Genomic DNA, 25,108 nt, shown 5'->3' with positions numbered 1-25,108 from the left:
CTGCCCCGCGCAGCGGACTGCGGGTTAGCGGACCGGGTGGCCGGCTTCGCGGAGGGTGTTCTTGACCTCGGCGATTCGGAGGTCGCCGAAGTGGAAGACGGAGGCGGCGAGGACCGCGTCCGCGCCCGCCGCGATGGCCGGCGGGAAGTCGGACAGCTTGCCCGCCCCGCCCGAGGCGATCACCGGGACGGTCACGTGCTTGCGGACCGCCGCGATCATCTCCACGTCGTAGCCGTCCTTGGTGCCGTCCGCGTCCATGGAGTTGAGCAGGATCTCGCCCGCGCCCAGCTCCGCCGCCCGGTGCGCCCACTCGACCGCGTCGATGCCGGTGCCCTTGCGCCCGCCGTGCGTGGTGACCTCGAAGGTGCCGGCGGCGGTGCGGCGCGCGTCGACCGACAGCACCAGGACCTGGCGGCCGAAGCGCTCCGCGATCTCCCGGATGAGCTCCGGGCGGGCGATGGCCGCCGTGTTGACGCCGACCTTGTCCGCGCCGGCCCGCAGCAGCTTGTCCACGTCCTCCGGCGTGCGGACGCCGCCGCCCACCGTCAGCGGGATGAAGACCTGCTCGGCGGTCCGCCGCACGACGTCGTAGGTGGTCTCGCGGTTCCCGGAGGACGCCGTGATGTCGAGGAAGGTCAGCTCGTCGGCGCCCTCGGCGTCGTACAGCTTGGCCATCTCCACCGGGTCGCCCGCATCGCGCAGGTTCTGGAAGTTGACGCCCTTGACCACCCGGCCGTTGTCCACGTCCAGGCAGGGGATCACTCGTACGGCGAGGGTCATGCCGCACCTCCGTACGCTTCGACCTCGACCTCGACGACCATGCTGGGGTCGACGAAGCCGGAGACGATGATCATGGATGCGGCGGGGCGGACCGCGTCGAACAGCTCCTTGTGGGCGCGGCCCACCTCGTCCACGTCCCGGGCGTGGGTGAGGTACATCCGGGTCCGGACCACGTGCTCCGGGCCGAGACCGGCCTGGGCCAGGGCCTTGAAGGCGACGCCGAAGGCGCCGACGGCCTGGTCGTACGGACCGTTGGCGTCGGCCGCGGTGCAGCCGGAGACCAGGACGAGGCCGTTCGGGAGCTGGACCGCGCGGGAGTAGCCGATGACGTCCTCGTAGGCGCCTCCCGAGGAGATCCGGCGCACGTCGGAACCGTTGGAACCGGTGGAACCGTTGCTCATGCGGAGACCGCCTTCAGGGCTTCTTCCAGCGTGAACGCCTTGGCGTACAGCGCCTTGCCGACGATCGCGCCCTCGACGCCCGCCGGGACCAGCCCGGCCAGCGCCCTCAGGTCCGCCAGCGAGGAGACCCCGCCCGAGGCGACGACCGGCTTGTCGGTGGCGGCGCAGACGTTGCGGAGCAGCTCCAGGTTGGGGCCGGTCAGCGTGCCGTCCTTGCCGATGTCGGTGACCACGTACCGGGCGCAGCCCTCGGAGTCCAGGCGGGCCAGGGTCTCGTACAGGTCCCCGCCCTCGCTGGTCCAGCCGCGGCCCTTGAGGGTGGTGCCGACGACGTCGAGGCCGACGGCGATCTTGTCGCCGTGCTCGGCGATGACCTTGGCGACCCACTCGGGGGTCTCCAGGGCGGCGGTGCCCAGGTTGACCCGGGTGCAGCCGGTGGCCAGGGCCTTGGCGAGGGAGGCGTCGTCGCGGATGCCGCCGGAGAGCTCGACCTTGATGTCCATGGCGCGGGTGATCCCGGCGACCAGGTCGCGGTTGTCGCCGGTGCCGAAGGCGGCGTCCAGGTCGACCAGGTGGAGCCATTCGGCACCGGAGGCCTGCCAGGCGAGGGCGGCTTCCAGCGGGGAGCCGTACGAGGTCTCCGTACCGGACTCGCCGTGGACGAGCCGGACCGCCTGGCCGTCGCGGACGTCCACCGCGGGCAGGAGTTCGAGCGTGTTCGGCATCAGAGGGTCTCGATCCAGTTGGTGAGGAGCTGGGCGCCGGCGTCACCGGACTTCTCGGGGTGGAACTGGGTGGCCCACAGGGCCGCGTTCTCGACGGCCGCGACGAACGGCTCCCCGTGGGTGGCCCAGGTGACCTTGGGGGCGCGGATCGCCGGGTTGGTGACCTCCAGGCTCCACTCGCGCACGGCGTAGGAGTGCACGAAGTAGAACCGGGCGTCGGCGTCCAGGCCGGCGAAGGCCTGGCTGTCGGCCGGGGCCTCGACGGTGTTCCAGCCCATGTGCGGAACGATCGGGGCCTTCAGCGGCTCGACGGTACCGGGCCACTCGTCCAGGCCCTCGGTCTCCACGCCGTGCTCGATGCCGCGCTCGAAGAGGATCTGCATGCCGACGCAGATGCCCATGACCGGGCGTCCGCCGGAGAGCCGGCGGCCGATGATCCAGTCACCGCGGGCCTCCTTGAGGCCCTGCATACAGGCGGAGAAGGCGCCGACGCCGGGGACGAGGAGGCCGTCGGCGTCCATCGCCTTGTCGTAGTCGCGGGTGATCTCGACGTCCGCGCCGACCCGCGCCAGGGCGCGTTCGGCGGAGCGGACATTGCCGAAGCCGTAGTCGAAGACCACGACCTTCTTGGTGGGGCCGGCTGCGCTCATGCCCAGATTCCTTGGATTCGCAGGACTCCGGCGGTCAGACACATCGCGGAGCCGAGGGCCAGCAGCACGACCACCGACTTCGGCATCTGCTGCTTCTGGAAGGAGTAGACGCCGCCGGCCAGGAAGAGGCCGACGACGATCAGGATGGTGGAGAGGCCGGTCACGGCTAGAGGGCACCCTTCGTGGAGGGGAGGATTCCGGCTGCGCGCGGGTCGCGCTCCGAGGCGTAGCGCAGGGCCCGGGCCAGGGCCTTGAACTGGCATTCCACGATGTGGTGGGCGTTGCGGCCGTACGGGACGTGCACGTGCAGCGCGATCTGGGCCTGGGCCACGAAGGACTCGAAGATGTGCCGGGTCATCGTGGTGTCGTACTCGCCGATCATCGGCGCCATCTTCTCGGGCTCGGTGTGCACGAGGTAGGGGCGGCCGGAGAGGTCGACGGTGACCTGGGCAAGGGACTCGTCCAGCGGGACGGTGCAGTTGCCGAACCGGTAGATGCCGACCTTGTCGCCGAGCGCCTGCTTGAAGGCGGCGCCGAGCGCGAGGGCGGTGTCCTCGATGGTGTGGTGGGAGTCGATGTGCAGGTCGCCGTCGGTCTTGACGGTGAGGTCGAAGAGACCGTGGCGGCCGAGCTGGTCGAGCATGTGGTCGTAGAAGCCCACACCGGTGGAGACATCGACCTTGCCGGTGCCGTCCAGGTCTATCTCGACCAGGACCGAGGTCTCCTTGGTGGTGCGTTCGACCCGTCCGATGCGGCTCATGCCTGCTGCTCCTTCTTCAGTGCGCGAACCGCTTCCAGGAACGCGTCGTTCTCGGCCGGGGTGCCGGCGGTGACCCGCAGCCAGCCCGGTACGCCGTTGTCCCGGACCAGGACGCCCCGGTCGAGGATCTTCTGCCAGGCGGTGTGGGAGTCCTCGAACGTCCCGAACTGCACGAAGTTCGCGTCGGACTCGGTGACCTCCCAGCCGATCGCGCGCAGTTCGTCGACCAGCCGGTCCCGCTCGGCCTTGAGCTGCTCGACATAGCCGAGCAGGGTGTCGGTGTGTTCCAGGGCGGCCAGGGCCGTCGCCTGGGTGACGGCGGACAGGTGGTACGGCAGGCGCACCAGCTGTACGGCGTCCACGACGGCGGGGTGCGCGGCCAGGTAGCCCAGGCGCAGGCCGGCCGCGCCGAAGGCCTTGGACATGGTCCGGGAGACCACCAGGTTGGGCCGGCCCTCGATCAGCGGGAGGAGCGAGTCCCGGTGGGAGAACTCCACGTAGGCCTCGTCCACCACGACCAGCGAGGGCTTGGCGGCCTGGGCGGCCTCGTACAGGGCGAGGACCGTCTCGGCCTCGACCGCGGTGCCGGTGGGGTTGTTGGGCGAGGTGATGAAGACGACGTCGGGGGCGTGCTCGGCGATGGCCTGCTCGGCCGCCGCCATGTCGATGGTGAAGTCCGCCCGGCGCGGGCCGGAGATCCAGCCGGTGCCGGTGCCGCGGGCGATCAGGCCGTGCATCGAGTACGAGGGCTCGAAGCCGATCGCGGTCCTGCCGGGTCCGCCGAAGGTCTGCAGCAGTTGCTGGATGACCTCGTTGGAGCCGTTGGCGGCCCAGACGTTCTCCTTGGCCACCGGGTGCTTGCCGGTGCGGGTGAGGTACTTCGCCAGCTCCGTGCGGAGCTCGACGGCGTCCCGGTCCGGGTAGCGGTTGAGGTTGCGGGCGGCCTCGGCCACCCGCTCCGCGATCCGCTGGACGAGCTCCTCGGGCAGCGGGTACGGGTTCTCGTTGGTGTTCAGCTGGACGGGCACGTCGAGCTGCGGGGCGCCGTACGGGGACTTGCCGCGCAGCTCGTCCCGGATGGGCAGGTCGTCGATCCCGATTGCGATTCCGGTCATGCTGTCGTTCATGACTGCGGGACCTTCCATCCGAAGCGCGCCTTCAGGGCGGCGCCGTGCGCCGGCAGGTCCTCGGCCTCGGCCAGTGTCACCACGTGGTGGGTGACCTCGGCGAGGGCGTCGCGCGTGTAGTCGACGATGTGGATGCCGCGCAGGAAGGACTGCACGGACAGGCCGGAGGAGTGGCAGGCGCAGCCGCCGGTGGGCAGCACGTGGTTGGAGCCGGCGCAGTAGTCGCCGAGCGAGACCGGGGCCCAGGGGCCGACGAAGATCGCACCGGCGTTGCGGACCCGGGCGGCCCATGCGGCGGCGTCGGCGGTCTGGATCTCCAGGTGCTCGGCGCCATACGCGTCGACCACCTTCAGGCCGTCCTCCAGGCTATCCACCAGCACGATCGCGGACTGCTTGCCGGCCAGGGCGGGCTTGATCCGGTCCTCGATGTGCTTGCTGGCGGCGACCTGTGTCACCAGCTCGGCCTCGACGGCCTCCGCCAGCTCCGCGGAGTCGGTGACCAGGACGGCGGCGGCCAGCGGGTCGTGTTCGGCCTGGCTGATCAGGTCGGCGGCGACGTGCACCGGGTCGGCGGTGGAGTCCGCGAGGATCGCGATCTCGGTCGGGCCGGCCTCGGTGTCGATGCCGATCTTCCCGGTGAAGTAGCGCTTGGCGGCGGCCACCCAGATGTTGCCGGGGCCGGTCACCATGTTCGCCGGGGCGCACTCCTCCGTGCCGTACGCGAACATCGCGACGGCCTGGGCGCCGCCCGCCGCGTACACCTCGTCCACACCGAGCAGCGCGCAGGCGGCCAGGATGGTCGGGTGCGGCAGGCCGCCAAACTCTTTCTGCGGCGGGGAGGCGAGCGCGACGGACTCCACGCCGGCCTCCTGCGCCGGGACCACGTTCATCACGACGGAGGACGGGTAGACGGAGCGGCCACCGGGCGCGTAGAGGCCGACGCGCTCGACCGGAACCCACTTCTCGGTCACGGTGCCGCCGGGGACCACCTGGGTGGTGTGCTCGGAGCGGCGCTGGTTCGCGTGCACGATCCGGGCGCGCCGGATCGACTCCTCCAGGGCGGCGCGGACGGCCGGGTCCAGCTCGACGAGGGCCTTCTCCAGGGCCTCGGCGGGCACCCTGACCTGCTCCAGCGTGACGCCGTCGAACTTCTGCGCGTACTCGATCAGCGCCGCCGTGCCACGATGATGGACGTCCTCGCAGATCGGCCGCACCTTGTCCAGGGCAGCCGCTACGTCGAACTCGGCACGGGGAAGCAGATCGCGCAGGGCGCCGCCCTCGGGGAGGGCGTTGCCGCGCAGGTCGATACGAGAGATCACGTCCCAATTCTCTCAGACCGTCTCCCACCACCGGTCGCCCGTATCACTGGCTGATACACGTCCCGGATGTCACACCCGGCGGCTAGCGTTCGAGTACAGGCAGTGACGAGCGGAGGGGGGCCGCGTTGTGACCGAGGGGCGTACCGGCGAGGAGCCGGCGGATCTCACTGCACCCGAACAGCGCATGTGGCAGGCGTTCCGCACCGGCAGCGTCTGCGATCTGAGTGCGCGCGCCGCCGGGGTGGACGACCCGTTCGGGGACCGCGGATGGGGGCCGGAGCGCAGTGTCCGGGCCCAGGTGGTGGCGCTGCTGCTGCTCCACGGTCCGCCTCCGGTGCCGGGCCGGGTGTCCTCGCTGAAGCTGCGCGGCGTCCGGATCACCGGCCGCCTCGATCTCTCGGGGGGCACGGTGGAGCCGTACGTGGAGCTCCAGGCCTGCCGCTTCGACAGCGAGGTCCAGCTGTCCGAGGCCCGGTTCGTCACGCTCCGGCTGGTCCGCTGCGCGATACCCCGGCTGGACGCGGCCCGGCTGCACACCGAGGGGGACCTGCACCTGCCGCGCTGCCGGGTGGCCCGCGGGATCCGGCTGACCGACGCCCAGATAGGCACCGACCTGCTGATCAGCCAGGCCGTGGTCCAGCGGGACTCCAAGGGGCGGGCGATCGCCGCCGACGGGATGTCCGTCGCGCAGGACTTCCAGGCCGAGCTGCTCGAAACGTACGGGGAGGTCAGCCTGCGCGGCGCCAAGGTGGGGGTGTCGATGAGCCTGCGCGGGGCGAAGCTGGTCAACCAGTGGGGGCGGCGGGCGCTGAACGCCCCGCAGCTGACCGTGGAGCGGACCTTGTACCTGACCTCGATCGCGCTGGACGCCGGGACCGGCGACCCCACCTCCACTCCCCCGTACGGCACGGGGCAGACCCCCACCCGGGGCGGGCGGGCGCAGCTGTTCGAGTGCCGGGGCGGGCTGCGGCTCGACGACGGCCGGTTCGGGGACGCCGCCGACTTCTACGGGGCCCGGTTCATCCTGACCGAGGAGCAGGAGGTGTCGCTGCGGCGGATCCAGACCCCGGAGCTCCGGTTCGTCGGCGAGAAGCCGGAGCGGGGGCGGGTGGTGCTGTCCGGGGCCAAGGTGGTCAAGCTGGTCGACCGGCCCACCAGCTGGCCGGGGCCGGGCCGGCTGGCGATCGAGGGATTCGTCTACGACAACCTGGCGCCCCGCGGGCACTTCCCGCTCACCCGGCGGCTGGAGTGGCTGACGGCGGCCACCCCGGAGTACTCCCCGGAGCCGTACGAGCGGCTGGCGACGGTGCTGCGGGCCAGCGGGGAGGACGCGGACGCCCGGGAGGTGCTGCTCGCCAAGCAGCGCAGGAGGCGGGCGACGCTGCCGCCGGCCGCCAAGGCCTGGGGGTACCTCCAGGACTGGACGGTGGCCTACGGCTACCGGCCGGGCCGGGCGGCGCTGTGGATGCTGGTGCTGTGGGCGGCGGGCTCGGTGCTGTTCGCCGGGCACGATCCGGCCCCGGTCAAACCGGGCGAACACCCCCAGTGGAATGCGGTGCTGTACGCCCTCGACCTCCTCCTCCCGGTGATCGACCTCGGCCAGCAGGGACATTGGAAGGTGCAGGGCGGCTGGCAGTGGGGGGCGGCGGCGCTGGTCATGCTGGGGTGGATTCTGGCCACGACGGTGGCCGCGGGCGCCTCGCGCCTGCTGAGGCGGGGGTGACGGCTCCGGGCCCGGGGCCATTACCCTGTGGCTCGTGACCACCGTTCGCCTGCCGCTGTTCCCGCTGAACACGGTGCTGTTCCCGGGACTCCTGCTCCCCCTCAACGTCTTCGAGGAGCGCTATCGCGCCATGATGCGCGAGCTCCTGAAGGCGGGCGAGGAGGAGCCGCGCCGCTTTGCCGTCGTCGCGATCCGCGACGGCCGCGAGGTGGCCGCGACCGCGCCCGGCATGCCGGACGAGACGGCCGTGCCGGACCGCGGCCCGGCGGCGGGCTTCGGCCCGGACCCGATCCAGGCGTTCCACCGGGTGGGCTGCATCGCCGATGCGGCGAGCATCCGGGAGCGGGAGGACGGCAGCTTCGAGGTCCTCTCCACCGGCACCACCCGGGTCCGGCTGCTCTCGGTGGACTCGAGCGGGCCGTTCCTGGTGGCCGAGCTGGAGGAGCTGCCGGAGGACCAGGGCGAGGGCGCCGGCGCGCTGGCCGAAGGGGTGCTGCGGGCATTCCGGAACTACCAGAAACGGCTGGCGGGCGCGCGGGAACGGTCGCTGTCGACCACCGGGGCGGAGCTGCCCGACGAGCCGTCCGTGGTCTCCTACCTGGTCGCCGCGGCGGCGGTGCTGGACGTGCCGGCGAAGCAGCGGCTGCTGCAGGCGCCGGACACGGCGACCCGGCTGGCGGAGGAACTCAAACTGCTGCGGACCGAAACGGCGGTGATCCGGCACCTGCCGTCGCTGCCGGCGGTGGACCTGACCTTCGCCCCGACCAGCCCGAACTGAGGTCCCGGACGCATGGTGAAGAAGGCGAAGCAGCCGAAGCAGGCGGCGGGGACCCCGGCGCTGACGGCGGTGGCCGCGGCCGGGGTGCCGCACACGGTGCACACGTACGAGCACGACCCGGCGCACCCCTCGTACGGCGAGGAAGCCGCCGAGGCCATGGGGGTGTCCCCGGACCGGGTCTTCAAGACGCTGGTGGCGGACGTGGACGGGGTCCTGACCGTCGCCGTGGTGCCGGTGTCCGGCTCGCTGGACCTGAAGGCGCTGGCCACCGCGGTGGGCGGCAAGCGGGCGGCGATGGCGGACCCGGCACTGGCGGAGCGGACCACCGGCTATGTCCGGGGCGGCATCTCCCCGCTGGGGCAGCGCAAGCGGCTGCGTACGGTCCTGGACTCCTCGGCGTCCGGACACGCCACGGTGTGCGTGTCGGCGGGCCGCCGCGGCCTGGAAGTCGAACTGGCCCCGGCCGATCTTGTGGCCCTGACCTCTGCGGTACTCTCCCCGGTCGCCCGCCACTGACCGCTCCCCCGGCCGCTCCCGGCTGCCCCTGACCTGGCCCCGGGCCGGCGCCCGATCCGGCTGCGGCCCCCGGGCGGCCGGACCGGCGGTCACCTGGCACGATGTGGGGGTGACCGAAGCCGTGACCCCACCACCTTCCGCCGGCCCCCTCGAGCCGCCGCCGGCCTCGCCTGCCTCGCCGGAACCGCTGCCCGCCGACACCTCCGCGGGCATCACCGCCGCGGACGTCCGCGATGCGGCGGCGGTCACGCTCGCCGTCGGCGCGGCCGGGCTGCTGTTGGGGCTGCTGTGGGCCTGGCTGGCACCCCGGGTGCAGTACGTCTCCAACGGGGAGGCCGTGTTCCTGCGGGACACCGAGAGCGAGGCCAGGATCGGGGCGGACGGCACCTTCTTCCTGCTGTCCCTGGGGTTCGGCGTGCTCAGCGCGGTCGCCGTGTTCCTGTGGCGCAGGCGGGGCGGCGTCCCGCTGGTGCTCGGTCTCACCGTGGGTTCGGCCTTTGCCGCGCTGGTCGGCTGGCGGTTCGGGCTGTGGCTGGGCCCGTCCCGGGACCTGATCTCGGCGGCGAAGGCGGCCGGGAAGGGCGTGCCCTTCGACGCGCCGCTCCAGCTGCTGGCCCACGGCGCGCTGCTGGCCTGGCCGATGGCCGCGGTCGCCGTCCACCTGGCCCTGACGGCCATCTGGTCCCCCCGGCCGCAGGACGGCTTCTAGGGCCTGAATTCGCCTTGTGGCGGCGGTGCGGCGACCGCTTAATGGGGCTCCGTCCAATGGAGTTCCATCTCAGGGGGAAGCATGGAATCGACCGGGCCGCAGACACCACCACCGCCGTCATCACCGCCCGCCCCGCAGAGCCCGCCGACAACCGCTCCGGCAGGCGCTCCGGCCGCCAACCGGTTCACGACGCTCGATCTGACCATCACCAAACGGATCCTCTGGGTGGGCACGGCGGCCTATCCGCTCCAGAACGTCGCCCGGATCTACACCTTCACGCTCCATCCCCGGCGCAAGGAAGCCACGCTCCGCTTCTTCCGGAGAGCTGCCGTGACCGTCCTGGTGCTGATGGGTTTGTCCCTGCTCGGCGCCATCGCCCCCGACGACTCGGGCGTCGGCGGCTTCCTCGGGTTCGCCTGGCTGGTCGGGATGGGCGCGCTGATCTGGTTCTTCGTGGACTGGCTGATGGTCGTGTTCGCCTCCAGCCACTTCGCCATGGCCGTCGAGTCGAACGGCCCGTCGACCGCCCTGGTAACCGGCTCCGCCGAGCACCTCACCGGGGTCGTCCACAAGCTCGCGTACGCGATCGAGCACCCGGACACCGAGCTGCGGGTCCAGGTGGAGCGGCTGACGATCAGCAACCCGCGGAACTACTACTACGGCGATGCCGTGAACATGTACGGCGGCAACGGCAACGTGGGGGTGGCGAACGCATGAGCGGGGACACGAACAACAACTACGGCACGGTCGTCAACATGCACGGGGGCACGAACAACACCGGCATCGTCAACCACCACGGCACGGGCGGGCCGGGTGCCTCCCCCGCGCCCGATCCCGCCCTGGAGCAGGCCGTCCGTACGCTGCTCGAGCGGCTGGACGAGCTGCAGGCGCAGGTCGGCCCGGCGGACGCCCAGTACATCGACGAGGCGCGGCCGGCCATCACCGCGGACCCGGCGGTGCAGCCCGAGGCACGGAACCGTGCGCTGCTGACCGTCCTGGGCATCGCCACCACGGTCGGCGCGCTGGGCCAGCCGGTCCAGGCGGCCGTAGAGGCCCTGCGGGGGCTCCTCGCCGGCTGAAGGGCGGCTGAAGCAGTCAGCGCACGGCTGCGCGGCGGTAGGCCCAGGTGGCGAGGGCGAGCGAGAGCACGCCCACGGCACCGCAGACCCCCAGGTCGACGGCGACCGCCGCCCAGTCGGGGTGCGGGGCGAAGGTCCGTGCGAAGGCCTCCACCCCGTAGGTGGACGGCAGCAGGTCCCGCGCCCAGACGATCACGGCCGGCATCCGCTCCGGCGGCAGCACGCCCAGCAGCAGTGCCGCCGACATCCCCAGCTGCCCGGCCAGCGTGGCCAGTTCCTGGCGCGGGGCGAGGAGGCCGAGCGCGGCCCCGAGCCCGGCCAGGGCCGCGCCGGCCAGCGGAACCACCGCCGCCAGGATCCACAGCCCGCCCATCGGCAGCCCGAACAGCACGCAGCCGAAGACGGCCGTGACCAGGGTCCCCGGCAGGGTGAAGGAGGCGTACGCGGCAGCCGCGCCCAGCACCACCGAGGCGGGCGGCACCGGCAGGGTGGCGTAGTGGTCGAGGCCGCCGGAGGCCCTGAGCTGGCCGAAGTACTGGGCCAGCAGGTTCAGAGCGACGAAGGCGACCACCAGCACGGAGGAGCCGGCCACCACGGCCCGCGCCTCCGAGCCGCCGTCGACGACCCCCCGCATCAGGATCATGATCCCGACGGACTGGAAGGTCGCCACGAACAGTAGCGGTATCCGGGAGACCCGGGCCCGGGAGAGCTGGGCCTTGTAGACCGCGGCCAGAGCCGGGAAGAGCCCGGCCCGGGGCGCGAGCGACGCCGGCGGCACGGCGGCGGACCCCGGGGTCTCCGTCCGGCCGCGGGCGCCCGCCCGCTCGCCGGGCTCCGCCGTCGCCACCGCGCCCGGCGGCGTATCCGCAGCCGCCCGCGTGGACCGCTCGGTCATCCCTTCACCAGCCCCTTCGTCCGCCCGCCGAGAGCCAGGTACACGTCCTCCAGGCTCGGCGTCGCCAGCGTGAAGTCGTCCAGCGCCGCAAAGGCCGGCCCGCCGGTCACCGCGGCCACGGCCGCCCGCGCCTCGTCCGGGCCCAGCCGCAGCACCCACTTGCGCCCGGCCTCCGCGGCCAGCGGCGCCAGGGCTGCGACCTCCGGCACGTCCAGCGGCGCGCCCGCGCGCCACACCAGTTCCAGCCGGACCTCGTCGGAGACCTTCGCCTTGAGCCCGGCGGGGGTGTCGCAGGCGATGACCCGGCCCTGGTCGACCACCGCGACCCGGTCCAGCACGGTCTCCGCCTCTATGACGTTGTGGGTGACCAGGACCACCGTGGCGCCGCTCTCCGCCCGCCGCCGGTCCACCGCGGCCCACACGGCCCGCCGGGCCACCGGGTCCATGCCGGTGGTCGGCTCGTCCAGGACGAGGACCGGCCGCTCGCCGACCAGGGCGGCGGCGAAGCAGGCCAGCCGGCGCTGTCCGCCGGAGAGCTTCTTCAGCGGGCGGCCGGCGAGGCCGGTCAGGCCCAGCTCGTCCAGCACCGCGTCGCGCGCAGCGCGGGCGGCCGGGGCCGTCAGTCCGCGCAGCCGCCCGGTGGTCTCGGCAGCCAGCGCCACCGTGAGCTCGTCCAGGGCGGTGGACTCCTGCCCCAGGTAGGCGAGCAGCCGGGCCGCCCGTTCGGGGTGGCGTACGAGGTCGTGGCCGAGGAGTGCCACGCTGCCCGAGTCGGGGCGCAGCAGGCCGGTCAGCTGGCGTACCAGGGTGGACTTGCCGGCTCCGTTGGGGCCGAGCAGCCCGAAGATCTCGCCGCGCCGGATCTCCAGGGAGATGCCGTCGGTGGCGCGGGTCTCGGGCAGGGCGGGGGCGCCGCGCCGGCCGCGGACGGCGGGATATGTCTTGACGAGGTCGCGGACCACGCAGACAGCGTCGGACGCGACGGCTCCTGCCGTGCCGTGTTCCGCCTCTGCCGTGCCCGTACTCACGAGGGAGCAGCCTACGGGGTCCGTCCGCTCCAGGGGCGCCCGGGGCGGACGGAGACCGGCCGGGCGGGTCTAGGGAATGCTCCTCGGGGTGCAGTCGGCGGTCCTGATCTCGCCCGTGCAGGCCCAGGAGGTGAGGTCGGCCCTGATCGTGAAGCTCAGCCGGGGGTTGCTCGGCGGGGCCTCGGTGACCAGGGGTTTCTCGCCGTTCGTGATCCGGACCGGCGGGTGGGAGCCGGCCGAGTCCTCGTAGTGCGCCTCGATGTGCCATTCACAGGTCTCGGCGCGGACCACGGACAGGACCCGGAGTCCGCCGGGCGACTGCCCGTTCCCGAGGTTGATCTGTTTGCGGGTGAAGTACGGCTGCCCCTGGTCGCCCCCCTCGTCCGTGATCACCGGGACCTCGTCCCGGCCCGCGAGGTTCCAGATGATCCCGTCCAGGGCTTCGCTGCCCTCCGGCACCTTCCGGACCAGCGTCTGTGCCGTCGGCGCATAGCAGCGGTCGACCTTGGCCCGCATGTCCTTGACGGCGAGTGCGGCGGTCCGGTCGCTGAACAGCCGGAGCTGGAAGGTCTGCGCATGGCCGACGGGGATGCCCCTCCCCAGGGGCGGGATCTCGATCAGGCGCGCCCCGAGGGGTTGGAGCAGCTCCCACACCTGCCGGTCGAACTCGGGCACCCCGGGCCGGATCCGGGCGAGTCGCCCCTGTTCGTCGGCGGTGAGGACACGGTCGAGGACGATCATCCAGGCGTCGGGGAAGTCCGCACCGTACGTCGCGTGCCTCTCAGCGGTTACCTGGGCGGTGAAGGGCGGCGCCTCGCGGTCCACGGCCTCCTCGGCCTGCTGCTGGGCGCGGGCGGTCGTCTCGGCGGTGGCCAGGTCGAGCAGGAAGGGCAGGAAGTACGCGCCGAGCCCGGCGACGAGTGCCGCGACCACGATGATGGCGAGGTACCGCCACCGCTGGGTGCGGGAGAGTCCGCGCGCGCCCGGCGCGGAGTTGTCCACGAACGTGGTCCAGGCGGAGGGCTGCGCGGGCCCGGCGGGGGGCGGCGGAGGCGGACCGGCGGCAGGCGGCTGGGCCGGCCCGGCGGCGGGCGGTTGCGACGGGCCGGGTGGTGTCGGCGGTGAGCCGGGCTCGTCTGGCACAGGTCCCCCCACAGGTGTCCTACGACGGCACTGAGCATCGTGGCAGCGGCGGAGTGCCGGGGACAAGGGCCGCGCTCAGTCGGCCGCCGCGGGGGGCGGCGCGGGGGCCACCGGTGTCATGTGGTCGGCGGCGGCCCGTACGTCGATCTCGCGCCAGAAGCCGGCCCGGATGGCGTAGCGGTCGTGTTCGTCGATCTGGTCGTCCTTGTGGGCGAGCAGCCCGAACCGGGCGGCGTAGCGCAGCAGCTCCCCGTCGATGCGGTGCGGGATCCGCGGGTACATGGTCGACAGCTTCTGCAGGTGGACGGTCTCCGGGAGGCGTTCCATCCAGCGGCGGGCGAAGACCTGGCCCACCTCGAACGGGTCGCCGCCGACGGTGGTGATGTCCTCCTCGCGGTCGGCCCAGCGCTGCTCTGCGCTGGTGAGCTGCGCGAGCGTGGGCAGGGAGGCGGTTTCGGCGGGTTCGCCGAGCGGGCCGGCCCGGTCGATCCAGCCCTTGTCGGAGGACCAGCGCAGGGCGCTGCCCGCGGGCGGCTGCCCGGTCGCGAAGGCGGGCGCGGGTCCGGCCCCGGCCGGGCCGGCGGGCGCGCGGAGGACGGCCAGGTCCTTGGGGGTGGGTACGGTCCGGCCGGCGTGGGCGGAGGCCGGCGCCGGGACGGCCGCGCCGTTGCGGTCCGCGGTGCCGGGACCGCCCGGGGCGTCGGGGCCTTCGGGGCTGCCGGGCGGGCCGCCGAGCTGCCGGTCCACCGGGACCGAGCCGTTGCGCGCGGCTTCGGCGAGGGCGGCCTCGGGCAGGGGCGCGGAGAGGATGGCGGCGATCTCGGGGCGCGGGGCGGGCGGCGGCGGGCAGAGTCCGGTGAGGTCCTTGGCGCGGACCGCCCGGGTGATCCAGGACCGGTCCAGGACCCGGCGTTCGTCGGCTTCGGCGACGAGGTCCTCGGACTGGTTGTAGTCGCCGTCGGCGGCCTGGACGGCCCACAGGTGGACGGCGACTCCGTGTTCCTTCGCGGACATCAGACCGGGCAGCAGGTCCCCGTCGCCGGTCACCAGGACCACATCGGAGCAGGCACGGTTTCTGGCCAGTTCGGTGAGCTCGGCGTGCATGGCCGCGTCCACGCCCTTCTGGGCCCAGCGGCCGTCGGAGCGGGTGAGGGCGCCCAGCCGGACGGTGACCCGGGGCATGACGCGCAGCCGCCGGTGCTCGGGCTGGGGCACCCGGTCGGGTGCACCGTCGAACCAGTAGATGCGGAGCAGGGGCTGCGCGGTGTCGGCCTCGGCCCGTTCCCGCAGGCCCTGGATGAGTGCGGCGTGGTCGACGGTGATGCGGGAGCGGGAGGGCTCCCCTGCGAGAAGACTCGCGGCGGCGCCCAGCAGATAGCCGGCATCCACCAGGACGACGCAGCGGTCCACGCGTTCCACCCACTTTCGGGGAGGCTCCAGAGTTTCCCCCGAGTCTGCCCGAACCCAAGGGGCTTGACGGCCGGAACTCGATCATCGGCGTGGCGGGTCGGACGGTTTACTGCGCTACACGCAGTAATGATCCAAAATGCGTTGCTTCTGGTGGTGTGTGAGTGTGAAGGCGGCCCTGGCCCCTAGACCCCTTATGGAGGCTTCACCATGGCCAAGAACAAGAACCAGAAGCAGCCCGCGAAGCAACAGCCCCGCTCCTCGCAGCAGGATCGCAGCTCGCAGGAAGGCGTCTCAGAGCCCTCGTCCTCGGCACCGAGTCCGATGGACATGGCCCACAAGAGCAAGACGAAGAAGTTCGGCCACAACTGACGTCTCCGGTCGCGGTGAGACGAAGGGCGCCCCCGGCAACAACTGCCGGGGGCGCCCTTCGTCCGGAGCGGTGCGGACCTCGTACGGCCGCCCCTCAGCCGGCCAGGCAGGACGGGCCGAGCAGGACCTTCAGGTCGCCGAACAGGGCCGGGTCGGGCTGGACCCGGTGCCGGTCGAGCCGGAGCACGGTGGTGGTGCGCGGGCCCTGGAGCTTGATCCGGACCTCGGTGTTGCCCTTGTGGTGCCGCAGGATCTCGCCGAGCCGGGTGACCATCGGCGGGGTGACCTTGACGGTGGGGATGGTGAGGACCACCGGGGCGTTGGTGCCGGCCGAGGAGAGGTCGGGGACCATCATCTCCATGGCGACCAGCCGGGGGACGTCCTCGCGCTTGTCCAGGCGGCCCTTGACGAAGACGACCGTGTCCTCGACCAGCTGGGTGGAGACCAGCTGGTAGGTGGCCGGGAAGAACATGCACTCGATGGAGCCGGCCAGGTCCTCGACGGTGGCGATGGCCCAGGCGTTGCCCTGCTTGGTCATCTTGCGCTGGAGGCCGGAGATGATGCCGCCGATGGTGACCACCGCGCCGTCGCTGTGCTCGCCGCCGGTGAGCTGGGAGATGCCCGCGTCGGTCTTGTCGGAGAGCACGTGCTCCAGGCCGAACAGCGGGTGGTCGGAGACGTAGAGGCCGAGCATCTCGCGCTCTTGGGCGAGCAGGTAGGACTTCTCCCACTCCACGTCGGAGAACTCCACGTCGAGGCCGAAGCCCGGCTCGCTGGTCTCCTCCTCACCCATTCCGCCGAACAGGTCGAACTGTCCCTCGGCCTCCTTGCGCTTGACCGCCACCACGTTGTCGATCATCGATTCGTGGTGGGCTACCAGGCCCTTGCGGGTGTGGCCCATCTCGTCGTAGGCGCCGGCCTTGATCAGCGATTCGACGGTCCGCTTGTTGCAGACCACGGCCTCGACCTTGTCGAGGAAATCGGGGAAGGAGGAGTACTTCCCCTTCGACTTCCTCGTCTTGATGATCGAGTCCACGACGTTCTGGCCGACGTTGCGCACCGCGGTGAGCCCGAAGAGGATCACGTCGTCGCCCTGGGCCGCGAAGTTCGACTCGGACTCGTTGACATTCGGCGGGAGCACCTTGATGCCCATCCGGCGGCACTCGTTCAGGTAGATCGCGGACTTGTCCTTGTCGTCCTTGACCGAGGTGAGCAGGCCCGCCATGTACTCGGCGGGGTAGTTCGCCTTGAGGTAGGCGGTCCAGTAGGAGACCAGGCCGTACGCGGCGGAGTGCGCCTTGTTGAAGGCGTAGCCGGCGAAGGGGACCAGGACGTCCCAGAGCGCCTGGATGGCCTGGTCGGTGAAGCCGTTCTTGCGGGCGCCTTCCTGGAAGATGGTGAAGTTCTTCGCCAGCTCGTCGGGCTTCTTCTTGCCCATCACGCGGCGGAGGATGTCGGCCTCGCCCAGGGAGTACCCGGCGATGATCTGGGCGGCCTTCTGCACCTGCTCCTGGTAGACGATCAGGCCGTAGGTGACCGCGAGCACCTCTTCGAGCGGCTTCTCCAGCTCGGGGTGGATCGGGGTGATCTCCTGCTGCTGGTTCTTGCGCAGGGCGTAGTTCGTGTGCGAGTTCATGCCCATCGGGCCCGGCCGGTACAGGGCGGACACGGCGGAGATGTCTTCGAAGTTGTCGGGCTTCATCAGCCGCAGCAGCGAGCGCATGGGTCCGCCGTCGAACTGGAAGACACCGAGGGTGTCACCGCGGCCGAGCAGCTCGAAGGTCTTCGGGTCGTCCAGCGGCAGGGCCAGCAGGTCGAGGTCGATGCCCCTGTTGGCCTTCACCATCTTGACGGCGTCGTCCATGATCGTGAGGTTCCTGAGGCCCAGGAAGTCCATCTTGATCAGGCCGAGGGACTCGCACTGGGGGTAGTCCCACTGCGTGATGGTCACGCCGTCCGTGTGCCGCACCCAGATCGGAGCGTGGTCGACGATGGGTTCGCTGGACATGATCACGCCGGCCGCGTGCACACCCATCTGCCGGACCAGGCCCTCGACGCCCTTCGCGGTGTCGATGACCTTCTTCACGTCCGGCTCGTTCTCGTACATCGCCCGGATCTCGCCCGCCTCGCTGTAGCGCGGGTGCGAGGGGTCGGTGATGCCGTTGAGGTCGATGCCCTTGCCGAGGACGTCGGCGGGCATCGCCTTGGTGAGGCGGTCACCCATCGCGTACGGATATCCGAGCACGCGCGCGGAGTCCTTGATGGCGTTCTTCGCCTTGATCTTGCCGTACGTACCGATCATGGCGACCTTGTCGGCGCCGTACTTGTCGGTCACATACCGGATCACCTCGACGCGCCTGCGCTCGTCGAAGTCGATGTCGACATCGGGCATGGAGACGCGCTCGGGGTTGAGGAAGCGCTCGAAGATCAGTCCGTGCGGGATGGGGTCGAGGTCGGTGATGCCCATGGCGTACGCGACGATCGAACCGGCCGCGGAGCCTCGGCCGGGACCGACGGCGATGCCCTGCTTCTTGGCCCACATGATGAAGTCGGCGACGACGAGGAAGTAGCCCGGGAACCCCATCTGGATGATGACGTCCATCTCGTACTCGGCCTGCTTCTGCCGGTCCTCGGGGACGCCTCCGGGGTAGCGGCGGGCCATGCCGCGCCGCACCTCCTCCTTGAACCAGGTGGTGTTGGTGTAGCCCTCTTCCGGGATGTCGAACTTCGGCATGAGGTCGCGCGGCTCGAACATGCCGGTGGTGTCGATCTGCTCGGCCACCAGGAGGGTGTTGCGGCAGCCCTCCTGCCAGGCGTCCGAGGAGTCGACGGCGTACATCTCGTCCGTGGACTTGAGGTAGTAGCCGGTGCCGTCGAAGCGGAAGCGGTCCGGGTCGGAGAGGTTCTTGCCGGTCTGGATGCAGAGCAGGGCGTCGTGCGCGCCGGCCTCGTGGGCGTACGTGTAGTGCGAGTCGTTGGTGACCAGCGGCGGGATGCCGAGCTTCTTGCCGATCTCCAGGAGGCCGTCGCGGACCCGGCGCTCGATCTCGATGCCGTGGTCCATCAGCTCCAGGAAGTAGCGGTCCTTGCCGAAGATGTCCTGGTACTCGGAGGCGGCCTTCAGGGCCTCGTCGAACTGGCCGAGGCGAAGACGGGTCTGGAGCTCGCCGGAGGGGCAGCCGGTGGAGGCGATCAGGCCCTCGGACCACTGGCTGATGGTCTCCTTGTCCATGCGCGGCCACTTGGTCAGCCAGCCCTCGGCGTACGCGTCGGAGGACAGCCGGAAGAGGTTGTGCAGGCCGGTGGCGTTCGCCGCCCAGATCGTCTTGTGGGTGTAGCCGCCGGAGCCGGAGACGTCGTCGCGCTTCTGGTGCGGCTGGCCCCACTGGATGCGACGCTTGTTGCGCCGGGACTCGGGTGCGACATAGGCCTCGATCCCGATGATCGGGGTGACCCCGGCCTTCTTCGCGGAATGGAAGAAGTCGTACGCCCCGTGCAGGTTGCCGTGGTCGGACATGGCGATGTGCGTCATGCCCATTTCATTGCAGGCGTTGAACATGTCCTTCAGCCGCGCGGCACCGTCCAGCAGCGAGTACTGGGTGTGGACGTGCAGGTGCGTGAACGGCGTCTTGGTCACGACGGCAGACCTCCGGGGGGAGTGTGGGGGGCAGCTTCGAATCCTACGTCCAGCGGGTGACTGATCGCGGGCACGGAACGATAGCGTCGGGCGTTGCAACAGCCAGAAGACCCGCGCACCAGGAGGCACCACCCATGGCGGTCCCCGAGACGACAGACGAGCAGCGCGCCGAGCAGATCCTCGACGTGTTCGACACCGCGTTCGGTGAGCTCCACGCCGCCGACCCCGCTGCCTTCCAGGTGAAGTTCCGGAAGATGGCGGCCTCCGCCTTCGCCTTCTACCGGGGCACGGCCGGCCTCTTCTACGCCGACCTGGAGCGCGACCGGCACGGCGGGCCCTACCTGGACGAGCGGACCGGCCGGGTGTGGATCCACGGCGATCTGCACGCCGAGAACTTCGGCACGTACATGGACGCCAACGGCCGGCTGATCTTCAACGTCAACGACTTCGACGAGGCCTATGTCGGCCCCTTCACCTGGGACCTCAAGCGGTTCGCCGCCTCGGTCGCCCTGATCGGCTACACCAAGGCCCTCAGCGACGGGCAGATCAGCGAACTGGTGCGGATCTACGCCGCCGCCTACCGGGAGCGGATCCACGCCCTGGCCGCCGGCGCCAAGAACGAGGAGGTCCCCTCCTTCACCCTGGAGACCGCCGAGGGAGCCCTGCTGGACGCCCTGCGCGCGGCCCGCTCGCGGACCCGGTTCGCGCTGCTCGACTCGATGACGGAGATAAGGGAGTACGAGCGCCGGTTCGCGGCCGGCGGCGGCTCCATCGAGCTGGACGCGGCGACCCGGTACAAGGTGCTGGCCGCCTTCGACGGCTATCTGGAGACCCTGCCCGAGGAATCCCTGGTCCGCCCGGACTCCTACCGGGTCAAGGACGTGGTCGGCCGCCGGGGCATCGGCATCGGCTCGGCCGGCCTGCCCTCGTACAACATCCTGCTGGAGGGGCACAGCGACGCCCTCGAGAACGACGTGGTGATCTACCTCAAGCAGGCGCAGGTCCCGGCGGTCTCCCGGCACATCACGGACCGGGCGGTCCGGGAGTACTTCCAGCACGAGGGCCACCGGACGGTGATCTCCCAGCGGGCCCTGCAGGCGCACGCGGACCCCTGGCTGGGCTGGACGGAGCTGGACGGGGCCGGGCAGCTGGTCGCCGAGGTCTCCCCGTACGCGGTGGATCTGGACTGGTCCGACATCGACGACCCGGAGGAAATCGCGGCCGTGGTCGCGGACCTGGGCCGGGCCACGGCGACCATGCACGCCTCGGCCGACGAGCACGGCAGCGGCCACTCGCTGGTGCCGTTCTCCACCGAGCGGGCCATCGATGCGGCCATCGCGGCGGACGAGGAGGGATTCGGGGAGCTGCTGGTGGACTTCGCCCATGCGTACGGTGCCCGGGCCCGCGCCGACCACCAGATCTTCGTGGACCTCTTCCGGAACGGCCGGCTGACCCGCTGAGTCCCGGTTTCACAGGGACACATGGCACACTCACGGGCGATGGACATATCGGGAGTACGGCTCAGGGGCCTGCGGGCGGCGCTGTTCAGCGCCCTCGTCGTGCTGCTTTCGGCCGGCTCGCACGTCCTGATGTCCCGGGTTCCGCTGCCGCCCACGCTGGTCCTCGGCGCGTTCGCGGCGGTCTTCGTGATCGCCTATGCGCTGGCCGGCCGGGAGCGGGGCCTCGGCCCGATCGCCGGACTGCTGGTGCCGCTGGAGCTGGCCGCCGACACGGTCTTCACCGCCGGCCAGCACGTCTGCTACGGCCCCGCGGGCGGCCCGGTCTCCGGGCCGCTGCGCGCCCTGGGGCTGGAGGAGCTGTGCGGCGGACCGCCGGTGGGCGGGGCGCTGGCCGAGGTGGCCGGGCCCGCCGCCGATCCGGCGTCGCTGCTCGCCGCCCCGGGCCCCTGGGTGCCCTGGCTGCTGCTGGGCGCCCACGTCTCGGTCGGCCTGCTGGCCGCGCTGTGGCTGTGGCAGGGCGAGCGGGCGCTGGGCCGGCTGCTGCGGGCGGTGGCCGCGCTGGCGTTCCGGCCGCTGCTGCTGGCGGTGGCCGCGGGGGCGGCGGTCCTCGGCCCGGCTGCCCGGCGGGCGGTCCGGCCGGTCCGGGCGGGCGCTCGGGCCCGTAACCGGTTCCCCGCGCATTCCGTGGGACGTCGGGGACCTCCCGTGGCGGTCGTGGCGCCCTCCGGCGCCTGACAGCCCTGCGGCAGGACCCTCACCACTTCTTTCACCACCCACGGAGTACCACCATGAGTGCACGCAACAACAAGGCCAACAAGGCGGCGGCCCGCGAGCGGCTGCGCCAGGAGCGCGAAGCCCAGCTGAAGAAGGACAAGGCGCGCCGGCAGGCCATCGTGGCCGGCTCGATCGTCGGCGTCCTCGCCCTGGCGGGCGGCATCGGCTACCTGGTCATGGAGATGACCAAGCCGGACGCCTGGGAGAAGGCCGCGGACGCCCCGCTGGTCACGCCGAAGAACGCCACCGGCGACAAGGGCACCACCGTGGTCGTCGGCAAGGCCGACGCCAAGAAGACCCTGGAGGTCTACGAGGACTCGCGCTGCCCGGCCTGCGCCGTGTTCGAGCAGTCGGTGGGCGGACAGATCAAGACAGATGTGGACGCGGGCAAGTACAAGCTCCGCTATGTCGGCGCGACCTTCATCGACAAGGGTGTCAGCGGCGAGGGCTCGAAGAACGCGCTGAGCGCGCTGGGCGCGGCGCTCAACGTCAGCCCCGAGGCGTTCCTGGAGTACAAGGCGGCGCTGTACTCGAAGGCGAACCACCCGGAGGAGACGGACGACAAGTTCGCGAAGGACGCCTACCTGATCAAGGTGGCGGACGGGGTGCCGGCCCTCAAGGGCAACGCCGACTTCAAGGCGGCGGTGGAGAACGGCACCTACGACCGGTGGGCGCTCGAGATGTCGAAGGCCTTCGACGCGTCCGGGGTGAAGGGCACGCCGACCCTGATGATGGACGGCAAGAAGATCGAGACCCCGCAGACGCCGGAGGCGTTCACGGCGGCCATCGACGCGGCCCTCAAGGGCTGACCAAACGGCTGATCACAAGGCTGACCAAACGGACTGAACGACACATTCCAGCCAACGGGCGGGCGGACTCCGAGAGTTCGCCCGCCCGTTGCCGTTCGAGGGGTGTTCGGTGGCTATACCGGTCGGTAATATGATCATCCGTGACCAGTCATCTCCCCCTTTCTTCCGCGGCTTCGCCGCGCCGCCGTACGGTCGTCCTGGCCGCGGCGGCCACTGCCGCCCTTGCCCCGCTGGCGTTCGCCGGCGGGACGGCCCATGCGGCCGAGAACGCCCCGGCGTTCCTGCACGGCGTCGCCTCCGGCGACCCGCTGCCCGACGGTGTCCTGCTGTGGACCCGCGTCACCCCCACCGCCGAGGCCCTTCCCGGCTCCGGCGTGGGACCCGACACCCAGGTGGGCTGGGAGGTGGCCGAGGACAAGGCCTTCTCCCGGATCGTCGCGAGCGGCAGCCTGACCGCCTCCGCCGCGACCGACCACACCGTCAAGGCCGATGTACGGGGACTCCGGCCGGAGACGGTGTACTTCTACCGGTTCACCGCGGGCGGCACCGTCTCGCCCGTCGGCCGGACCCGCACCACCCCGGCACACGACGCCACCGCCCCGGGGGTGCGGTTCGGCGTGGTGTCCTGCGCCAACTGGGAGTCGGGGTACTTCTCCGCCTACCGCCACCTGGCCGCCCGTACCGACCTGGACGCGATCCTGCACCTGGGCGACTACATCTACGAGTACCAGACGGGGGGTTACCCCGAGGCCAAGTACGTGGTGCGGCAGCACGAGCCGAAGCACGAGATCACCACCCTCGCCGACTACCGGCTCCGGCACGGCACGTACAAGACGGACGCCGACCTCCAGGCCCTGCACGCGGCCCACGCGATCATCGCCATCTGGGACGACCACGAGTTCGCCGACGACACCTGGTCCGGGGGCGCCGACAACCACACCCCCGGCACCGAGGGCGACTGGGCGGCCCGCGCCGCCGCCGCCAAGCAGGCGTACTTCGAGTGGATGCCGGTCCGGGCCTCCATCGCGGGCACGGTCTACCGCCGGCTGCGCTTCGGCAACCTGGCCGACCTGCACCTGCTGGACCTGCGGTCGTTCCGCTCGCAGCAGGCCAAGACCGGCAGCGGCTCGGTGGACGACCCCGAGCGCACCATCACCGGGCGGGCCCAGCTGGACTGGTTGAAGGCCGGCCTGGCGAGCTCGGACGCGACCTGGAAGCTGGTCGGCACCTCGGTGATGATCTCGCCGGTGGCCTTCGGTTCGCTGCCCGCGCACCTGATGGCACCGCTGGCGAAGCTGCTCGGCCTGCCGCAGGGCGGCATAGCCGCCAACGTGGACCAGTGGGACGGGTACACGGACGACCGCAAGGAACTGCTGGGCCACCTGAAGGACCGGAACATCCGGAACACCGTCTTCCTGACCGGTGACATCCACATGGCCTGGGCGAACGAGGTCCCGGTCAACATGGCCACATATCCGGGTTCGGGCACGGCGGCCACCGAGTTCGTGGTGACCTCGGTGTCCTCCGACAACCTGGACGACATCCTGCACGTGCCGACGAACACCGCCTCACTGGCCGCCGAAGCGGCGATCCGGTCCGCCAACTGGCACGTGAAGTGGCTGGACATGGACGACCACGGCTACGGCGTGCTGGACGTGACCGCGGAGCGCACCCAGATGGACTACTACGTGGTGTCCAACAAGGCGAAGCGGGACGCGAGCTCGTCTTGGTCCCGGTCCTACCGGACCATGAACGGTACCCAGAAGGTGGAGAAGGTAAACAGCCCGGTGCGATGATCATTAATTGATGCACCGTCAATTTTGCGGTCCACAACGGCGTTCGGAGACATCCGAGCGCCGTTGCGCGTTTCCGGCAACAAATCTTTTACAGCAAACGTCTTGACGTTTCGATGACATGCACACGTAAGCTTCGCGCCAGTTGAGGAGATCATTCTCCGCCACCCCCACATCATTCGCGAGGAGCACACGTGCGCGCCGTTGCCCGCATATCCCCCCTTCTCCGCCGCCGCCTGATCGGCTCGGCCGCTCTGGCCGGAGCCCTGGCGCTGTCCCCGCTGTCGGGCCCGACCACCGTCGCCGCGGCCAAGACGCCGGCCGAGGTCTGCGCCGAGGAGACCGGCTCCGCCCCGGCGAACGCCCGAGTTGCCCGCCCCAAGGAGCAGCACGCGGCCGAGCCGAACGAGGTCACCGAGGCCCAGGCCCAGGCCATGGAGGCCGACCTGAAGGCGAAGCTGGACAAGAAGCTCAAGAACCAGCCGCAGCACGGGCTGAGCGCCGCCGCGGCCGTCACCACCATCCCGGTCTACTTCCACGTCATCCACTCCGGCACGACCGGAAAGCTGACCTCGACCGACATCTCGAAGCAGATGGCCGTCCTGAACTCCGCCTTCGGCGGGCAGGGCACCGGCAACGCGAACACCAACTTCCAGTTCACCCTCGCCGGCACCGACTACACGGACAACGCGAGCTGGTACAACCTGGCCTCGGGTTCCACCGCCGAGAAGAACATGAAGAACAGCCTGCGCAAGGGCGGCGCGAACTCGCTGAACGTCTACACCGCCAACCTCTCCGGCGGCCTGCTCGGCTGGGCGACCTTCCCGAGCTCCTACGCCTCGCAGCCCAAGATGGACGGCGTGGTCCTGCTGAACTCCTCCCTCCCGGGCGGCTCCTCGGCCAACTACAACGAGGGCGACACCGGCACCCACGAGGTCGGCCACTGGATGGGCCTTTACCACACCTTCCAGGGCGGCTGTAACGGAAGCGGCGACTCCGTCTCCGACACCCCGGCCGAGAAGACCGCCGCGTACGAGTGCCCGACCGGGCGCGACTCCTGCACCACCAAGTCCGGCGTGGATCCGATCCACAACTTCATGGACTACACGTACGACGCATGCATGTACCAGTTCACCTCCGGTCAGGTGACCCGGATGCAGAGCCACTGGACCGCATACCGCGCAGCCTGAGCGCGGACCGTCCCGACTGCCCTAACCTGGCGC

General features: G+C 71.2%; 25 protein-coding genes. 12 read left to right on the top strand and 13 right to left on the bottom strand.

Annotated features, from left to right (window positions below):
• Positions 1 to 24: 24 nt before the first annotated feature.
• The 8 genes from hisF to hisD are packed head-to-tail and all read right to left on the bottom strand — an operon-like array spanning position 25 to position 5,762.
• The gene (gene hisF, locus ABT123_RS09855; protein WP_351311576.1) at positions 25 to 780 is read right to left on the bottom strand and encodes an imidazole glycerol phosphate synthase subunit HisF; all 756 of its coding nucleotides are present in this window, start codon (positions 778 to 780) and stop codon (positions 25 to 27) included.
• Positions 777 to 1,181 carry a RidA family protein gene (locus ABT123_RS09850; protein WP_351311574.1) on the bottom strand — a complete coding sequence of 135 codons (405 nt, stop codon included), beginning with the start codon at positions 1,179 to 1,181 and terminating at the stop codon, positions 777 to 779. Before ABT123_RS09850 ends, hisF begins: the two co-directional genes overlap by 4 nt.
• On the bottom strand, positions 1,178 to 1,906 hold the full coding sequence (gene priA, locus ABT123_RS09845; protein ID WP_351311572.1) for a bifunctional 1-(5-phosphoribosyl)-5-((5-phosphoribosylamino)methylideneamino)imidazole-4-carboxamide isomerase/phosphoribosylanthranilate isomerase PriA: 729 nt from the start codon (positions 1,904 to 1,906) through the stop codon (positions 1,178 to 1,180). The genes ABT123_RS09850 and priA overlap by 4 nt, the downstream gene beginning before the upstream one ends.
• Positions 1,906 to 2,556, bottom strand: a complete 651-nt coding sequence (gene hisH / locus ABT123_RS09840; protein WP_351311570.1) for an imidazole glycerol phosphate synthase subunit HisH — start codon at positions 2,554 to 2,556, stop codon at positions 1,906 to 1,908. Before hisH ends, priA begins: the two co-directional genes overlap by 1 nt.
• On the bottom strand, positions 2,553 to 2,720 hold the full coding sequence (locus ABT123_RS09835; protein WP_190344674.1) for a CG2302 family histidine operon protein: 168 nt from the start codon (positions 2,718 to 2,720) through the stop codon (positions 2,553 to 2,555). Before ABT123_RS09835 ends, hisH begins: the two co-directional genes overlap by 4 nt.
• A 2-nt stretch (positions 2,721 to 2,722) precedes the next feature.
• Positions 2,723 to 3,316, bottom strand: coding sequence for an imidazoleglycerol-phosphate dehydratase HisB (hisB, locus tag ABT123_RS09830; RefSeq protein ID WP_150210330.1), 594 nt, complete (start codon positions 3,314 to 3,316; stop codon positions 2,723 to 2,725).
• Entirely contained in the window at positions 3,313 to 4,431 is a 1,119-nt protein-coding gene (locus ABT123_RS09825; protein ID WP_351311568.1) for a histidinol-phosphate transaminase, read from the bottom strand. The genes hisB and ABT123_RS09825 overlap by 4 nt, the downstream gene beginning before the upstream one ends.
• 8 nt (positions 4,432 to 4,439) lie before the next feature.
• Complete coding sequence (gene hisD / locus ABT123_RS09820) at positions 4,440 to 5,762, bottom strand: histidinol dehydrogenase (RefSeq protein ID WP_351311566.1); 1,323 nt, start codon at positions 5,760 to 5,762, stop codon at positions 4,440 to 4,442.
• Positions 5,763 to 5,889: 127 nt separating this feature from the next.
• Between hisD and ABT123_RS09815 the strand changes: the two genes are divergently transcribed.
• The 6 genes from ABT123_RS09815 (at position 5,890) to ABT123_RS09790 (ending at position 10,567) form a co-directional block, all read left to right on the top strand.
• Positions 5,890 to 7,485 carry an oxidoreductase gene (locus tag ABT123_RS09815; protein WP_351311564.1) on the top strand — a complete coding sequence of 532 codons (1,596 nt, stop codon included), beginning with the start codon at positions 5,890 to 5,892 and terminating at the stop codon, positions 7,483 to 7,485.
• Positions 7,486 to 7,519: 34 nt separating this feature from the next.
• Complete coding sequence (locus ABT123_RS09810; protein ID WP_351311562.1) at positions 7,520 to 8,263, top strand: LON peptidase substrate-binding domain-containing protein; 744 nt, start codon at positions 7,520 to 7,522, stop codon at positions 8,261 to 8,263.
• Between the two features lie 12 nt (positions 8,264 to 8,275).
• Positions 8,276 to 8,779, top strand: a complete 504-nt coding sequence (gene ybaK / locus ABT123_RS09805) for a Cys-tRNA(Pro) deacylase (RefSeq protein WP_351311560.1) — start codon at positions 8,276 to 8,278, stop codon at positions 8,777 to 8,779.
• Between the two features lie 109 nt (positions 8,780 to 8,888).
• Positions 8,889 to 9,488, top strand: coding sequence for a hypothetical protein (locus tag ABT123_RS09800; RefSeq protein WP_351311558.1), 600 nt, complete (start codon positions 8,889 to 8,891; stop codon positions 9,486 to 9,488).
• Between the two features lie 81 nt (positions 9,489 to 9,569).
• Positions 9,570 to 10,205 carry a DUF6232 family protein gene (locus ABT123_RS09795; protein ID WP_351311556.1) on the top strand — a complete coding sequence of 212 codons (636 nt, stop codon included), beginning with the start codon at positions 9,570 to 9,572 and terminating at the stop codon, positions 10,203 to 10,205.
• A complete protein-coding gene (locus ABT123_RS09790; protein ID WP_351311554.1) occupies positions 10,202 to 10,567 on the top strand; it encodes a hypothetical protein in 366 nt (121 codons plus the stop codon). Before ABT123_RS09795 ends, ABT123_RS09790 begins: the two co-directional genes overlap by 4 nt.
• Positions 10,568 to 10,583: 16 nt before the next feature.
• On the opposite strand, the gene ABT123_RS09785 is transcribed toward ABT123_RS09790, so the two are convergent.
• The 4 genes from ABT123_RS09785 to ABT123_RS09770 form a co-directional block, all read right to left on the bottom strand.
• Positions 10,584 to 11,462 carry an ABC transporter permease gene (locus ABT123_RS09785; protein ID WP_351311552.1) on the bottom strand — a complete coding sequence of 293 codons (879 nt, stop codon included), beginning with the start codon at positions 11,460 to 11,462 and terminating at the stop codon, positions 10,584 to 10,586.
• Positions 11,459 to 12,490: an ABC transporter ATP-binding protein gene (locus ABT123_RS09780; protein ID WP_351311550.1), complete on the bottom strand. Its 1,032-nt coding sequence runs from the start codon at positions 12,488 to 12,490 to the stop codon at positions 11,459 to 11,461. The genes ABT123_RS09785 and ABT123_RS09780 overlap by 4 nt, the downstream gene beginning before the upstream one ends.
• A gap of 69 nt (positions 12,491 to 12,559) precedes the next feature.
• Positions 12,560 to 13,492, bottom strand: coding sequence for a hypothetical protein (locus tag ABT123_RS09775; RefSeq protein WP_351311548.1), 933 nt, complete (start codon positions 13,490 to 13,492; stop codon positions 12,560 to 12,562).
• A 216-nt stretch (positions 13,493 to 13,708) separates the two neighbouring features.
• Positions 13,709 to 15,052 carry an NYN domain-containing protein gene (locus ABT123_RS09770; RefSeq protein ID WP_351311546.1) on the bottom strand — a complete coding sequence of 448 codons (1,344 nt, stop codon included), beginning with the start codon at positions 15,050 to 15,052 and terminating at the stop codon, positions 13,709 to 13,711.
• A gap of 198 nt (positions 15,053 to 15,250) precedes the next feature.
• On the opposite strand from ABT123_RS09770, the gene ABT123_RS09765 reads away from it, so the two are divergent.
• Positions 15,251 to 15,412: a hypothetical protein gene (locus tag ABT123_RS09765; RefSeq protein WP_351311544.1), complete on the top strand. Its 162-nt coding sequence runs from the start codon at positions 15,251 to 15,253 to the stop codon at positions 15,410 to 15,412.
• Between the two features lie 94 nt (positions 15,413 to 15,506).
• Here ABT123_RS09765 and dnaE read toward each other — a convergent pair whose 3' ends face one another.
• Entirely contained in the window at positions 15,507 to 19,049 is a 3,543-nt protein-coding gene (gene dnaE, locus ABT123_RS09760; protein ID WP_351311542.1) for a DNA polymerase III subunit alpha, read from the bottom strand.
• A 134-nt stretch (positions 19,050 to 19,183) separates the two neighbouring features.
• Here dnaE and ABT123_RS09755 point away from each other — a divergent pair, with 134 nt between their 5' ends.
• The 5 genes from ABT123_RS09755 to ABT123_RS09735 all read left to right on the top strand — a co-directional run bounded on the left by ABT123_RS09755 (position 19,184) and on the right by ABT123_RS09735 (position 25,075).
• Positions 19,184 to 20,509: a DUF2252 domain-containing protein gene (locus ABT123_RS09755; protein WP_351311540.1), complete on the top strand. Its 1,326-nt coding sequence runs from the start codon at positions 19,184 to 19,186 to the stop codon at positions 20,507 to 20,509.
• Positions 20,510 to 20,548: 39 nt separating this feature from the next.
• Positions 20,549 to 21,244 (top strand): hypothetical protein, encoded by a 696-nt coding sequence (locus ABT123_RS09750; RefSeq protein ID WP_351311538.1) that lies wholly within the window; start codon positions 20,549 to 20,551, stop codon positions 21,242 to 21,244.
• Positions 21,245 to 21,297: 53 nt separating this feature from the next.
• Positions 21,298 to 22,092, top strand: a complete 795-nt coding sequence (locus tag ABT123_RS09745; RefSeq protein ID WP_351311536.1) for a DsbA family protein — start codon at positions 21,298 to 21,300, stop codon at positions 22,090 to 22,092.
• A gap of 140 nt (positions 22,093 to 22,232) precedes the next feature.
• The gene (locus tag ABT123_RS09740; RefSeq protein WP_351311534.1) at positions 22,233 to 23,888 is read left to right on the top strand and encodes an alkaline phosphatase D family protein; all 1,656 of its coding nucleotides are present in this window, start codon (positions 22,233 to 22,235) and stop codon (positions 23,886 to 23,888) included.
• 191 nt (positions 23,889 to 24,079) lie between these two features.
• Positions 24,080 to 25,075 (top strand): zinc metalloprotease, encoded by a 996-nt coding sequence (locus tag ABT123_RS09735; protein WP_351311532.1) that lies wholly within the window; start codon positions 24,080 to 24,082, stop codon positions 25,073 to 25,075.
• Positions 25,076 to 25,108: the final 33 nt, after the last annotated feature.

This window comes from Streptomyces sp. NPDC002054, from assembly GCF_040296685.1.
GTDB lineage: Bacteria > Actinomycetota > Actinomycetes > Streptomycetales > Streptomycetaceae > Streptomyces.
The sequence above is the reverse complement of the archived record's forward strand: the minus strand, read 5'-3'. Positions and strand labels throughout refer to the sequence as shown.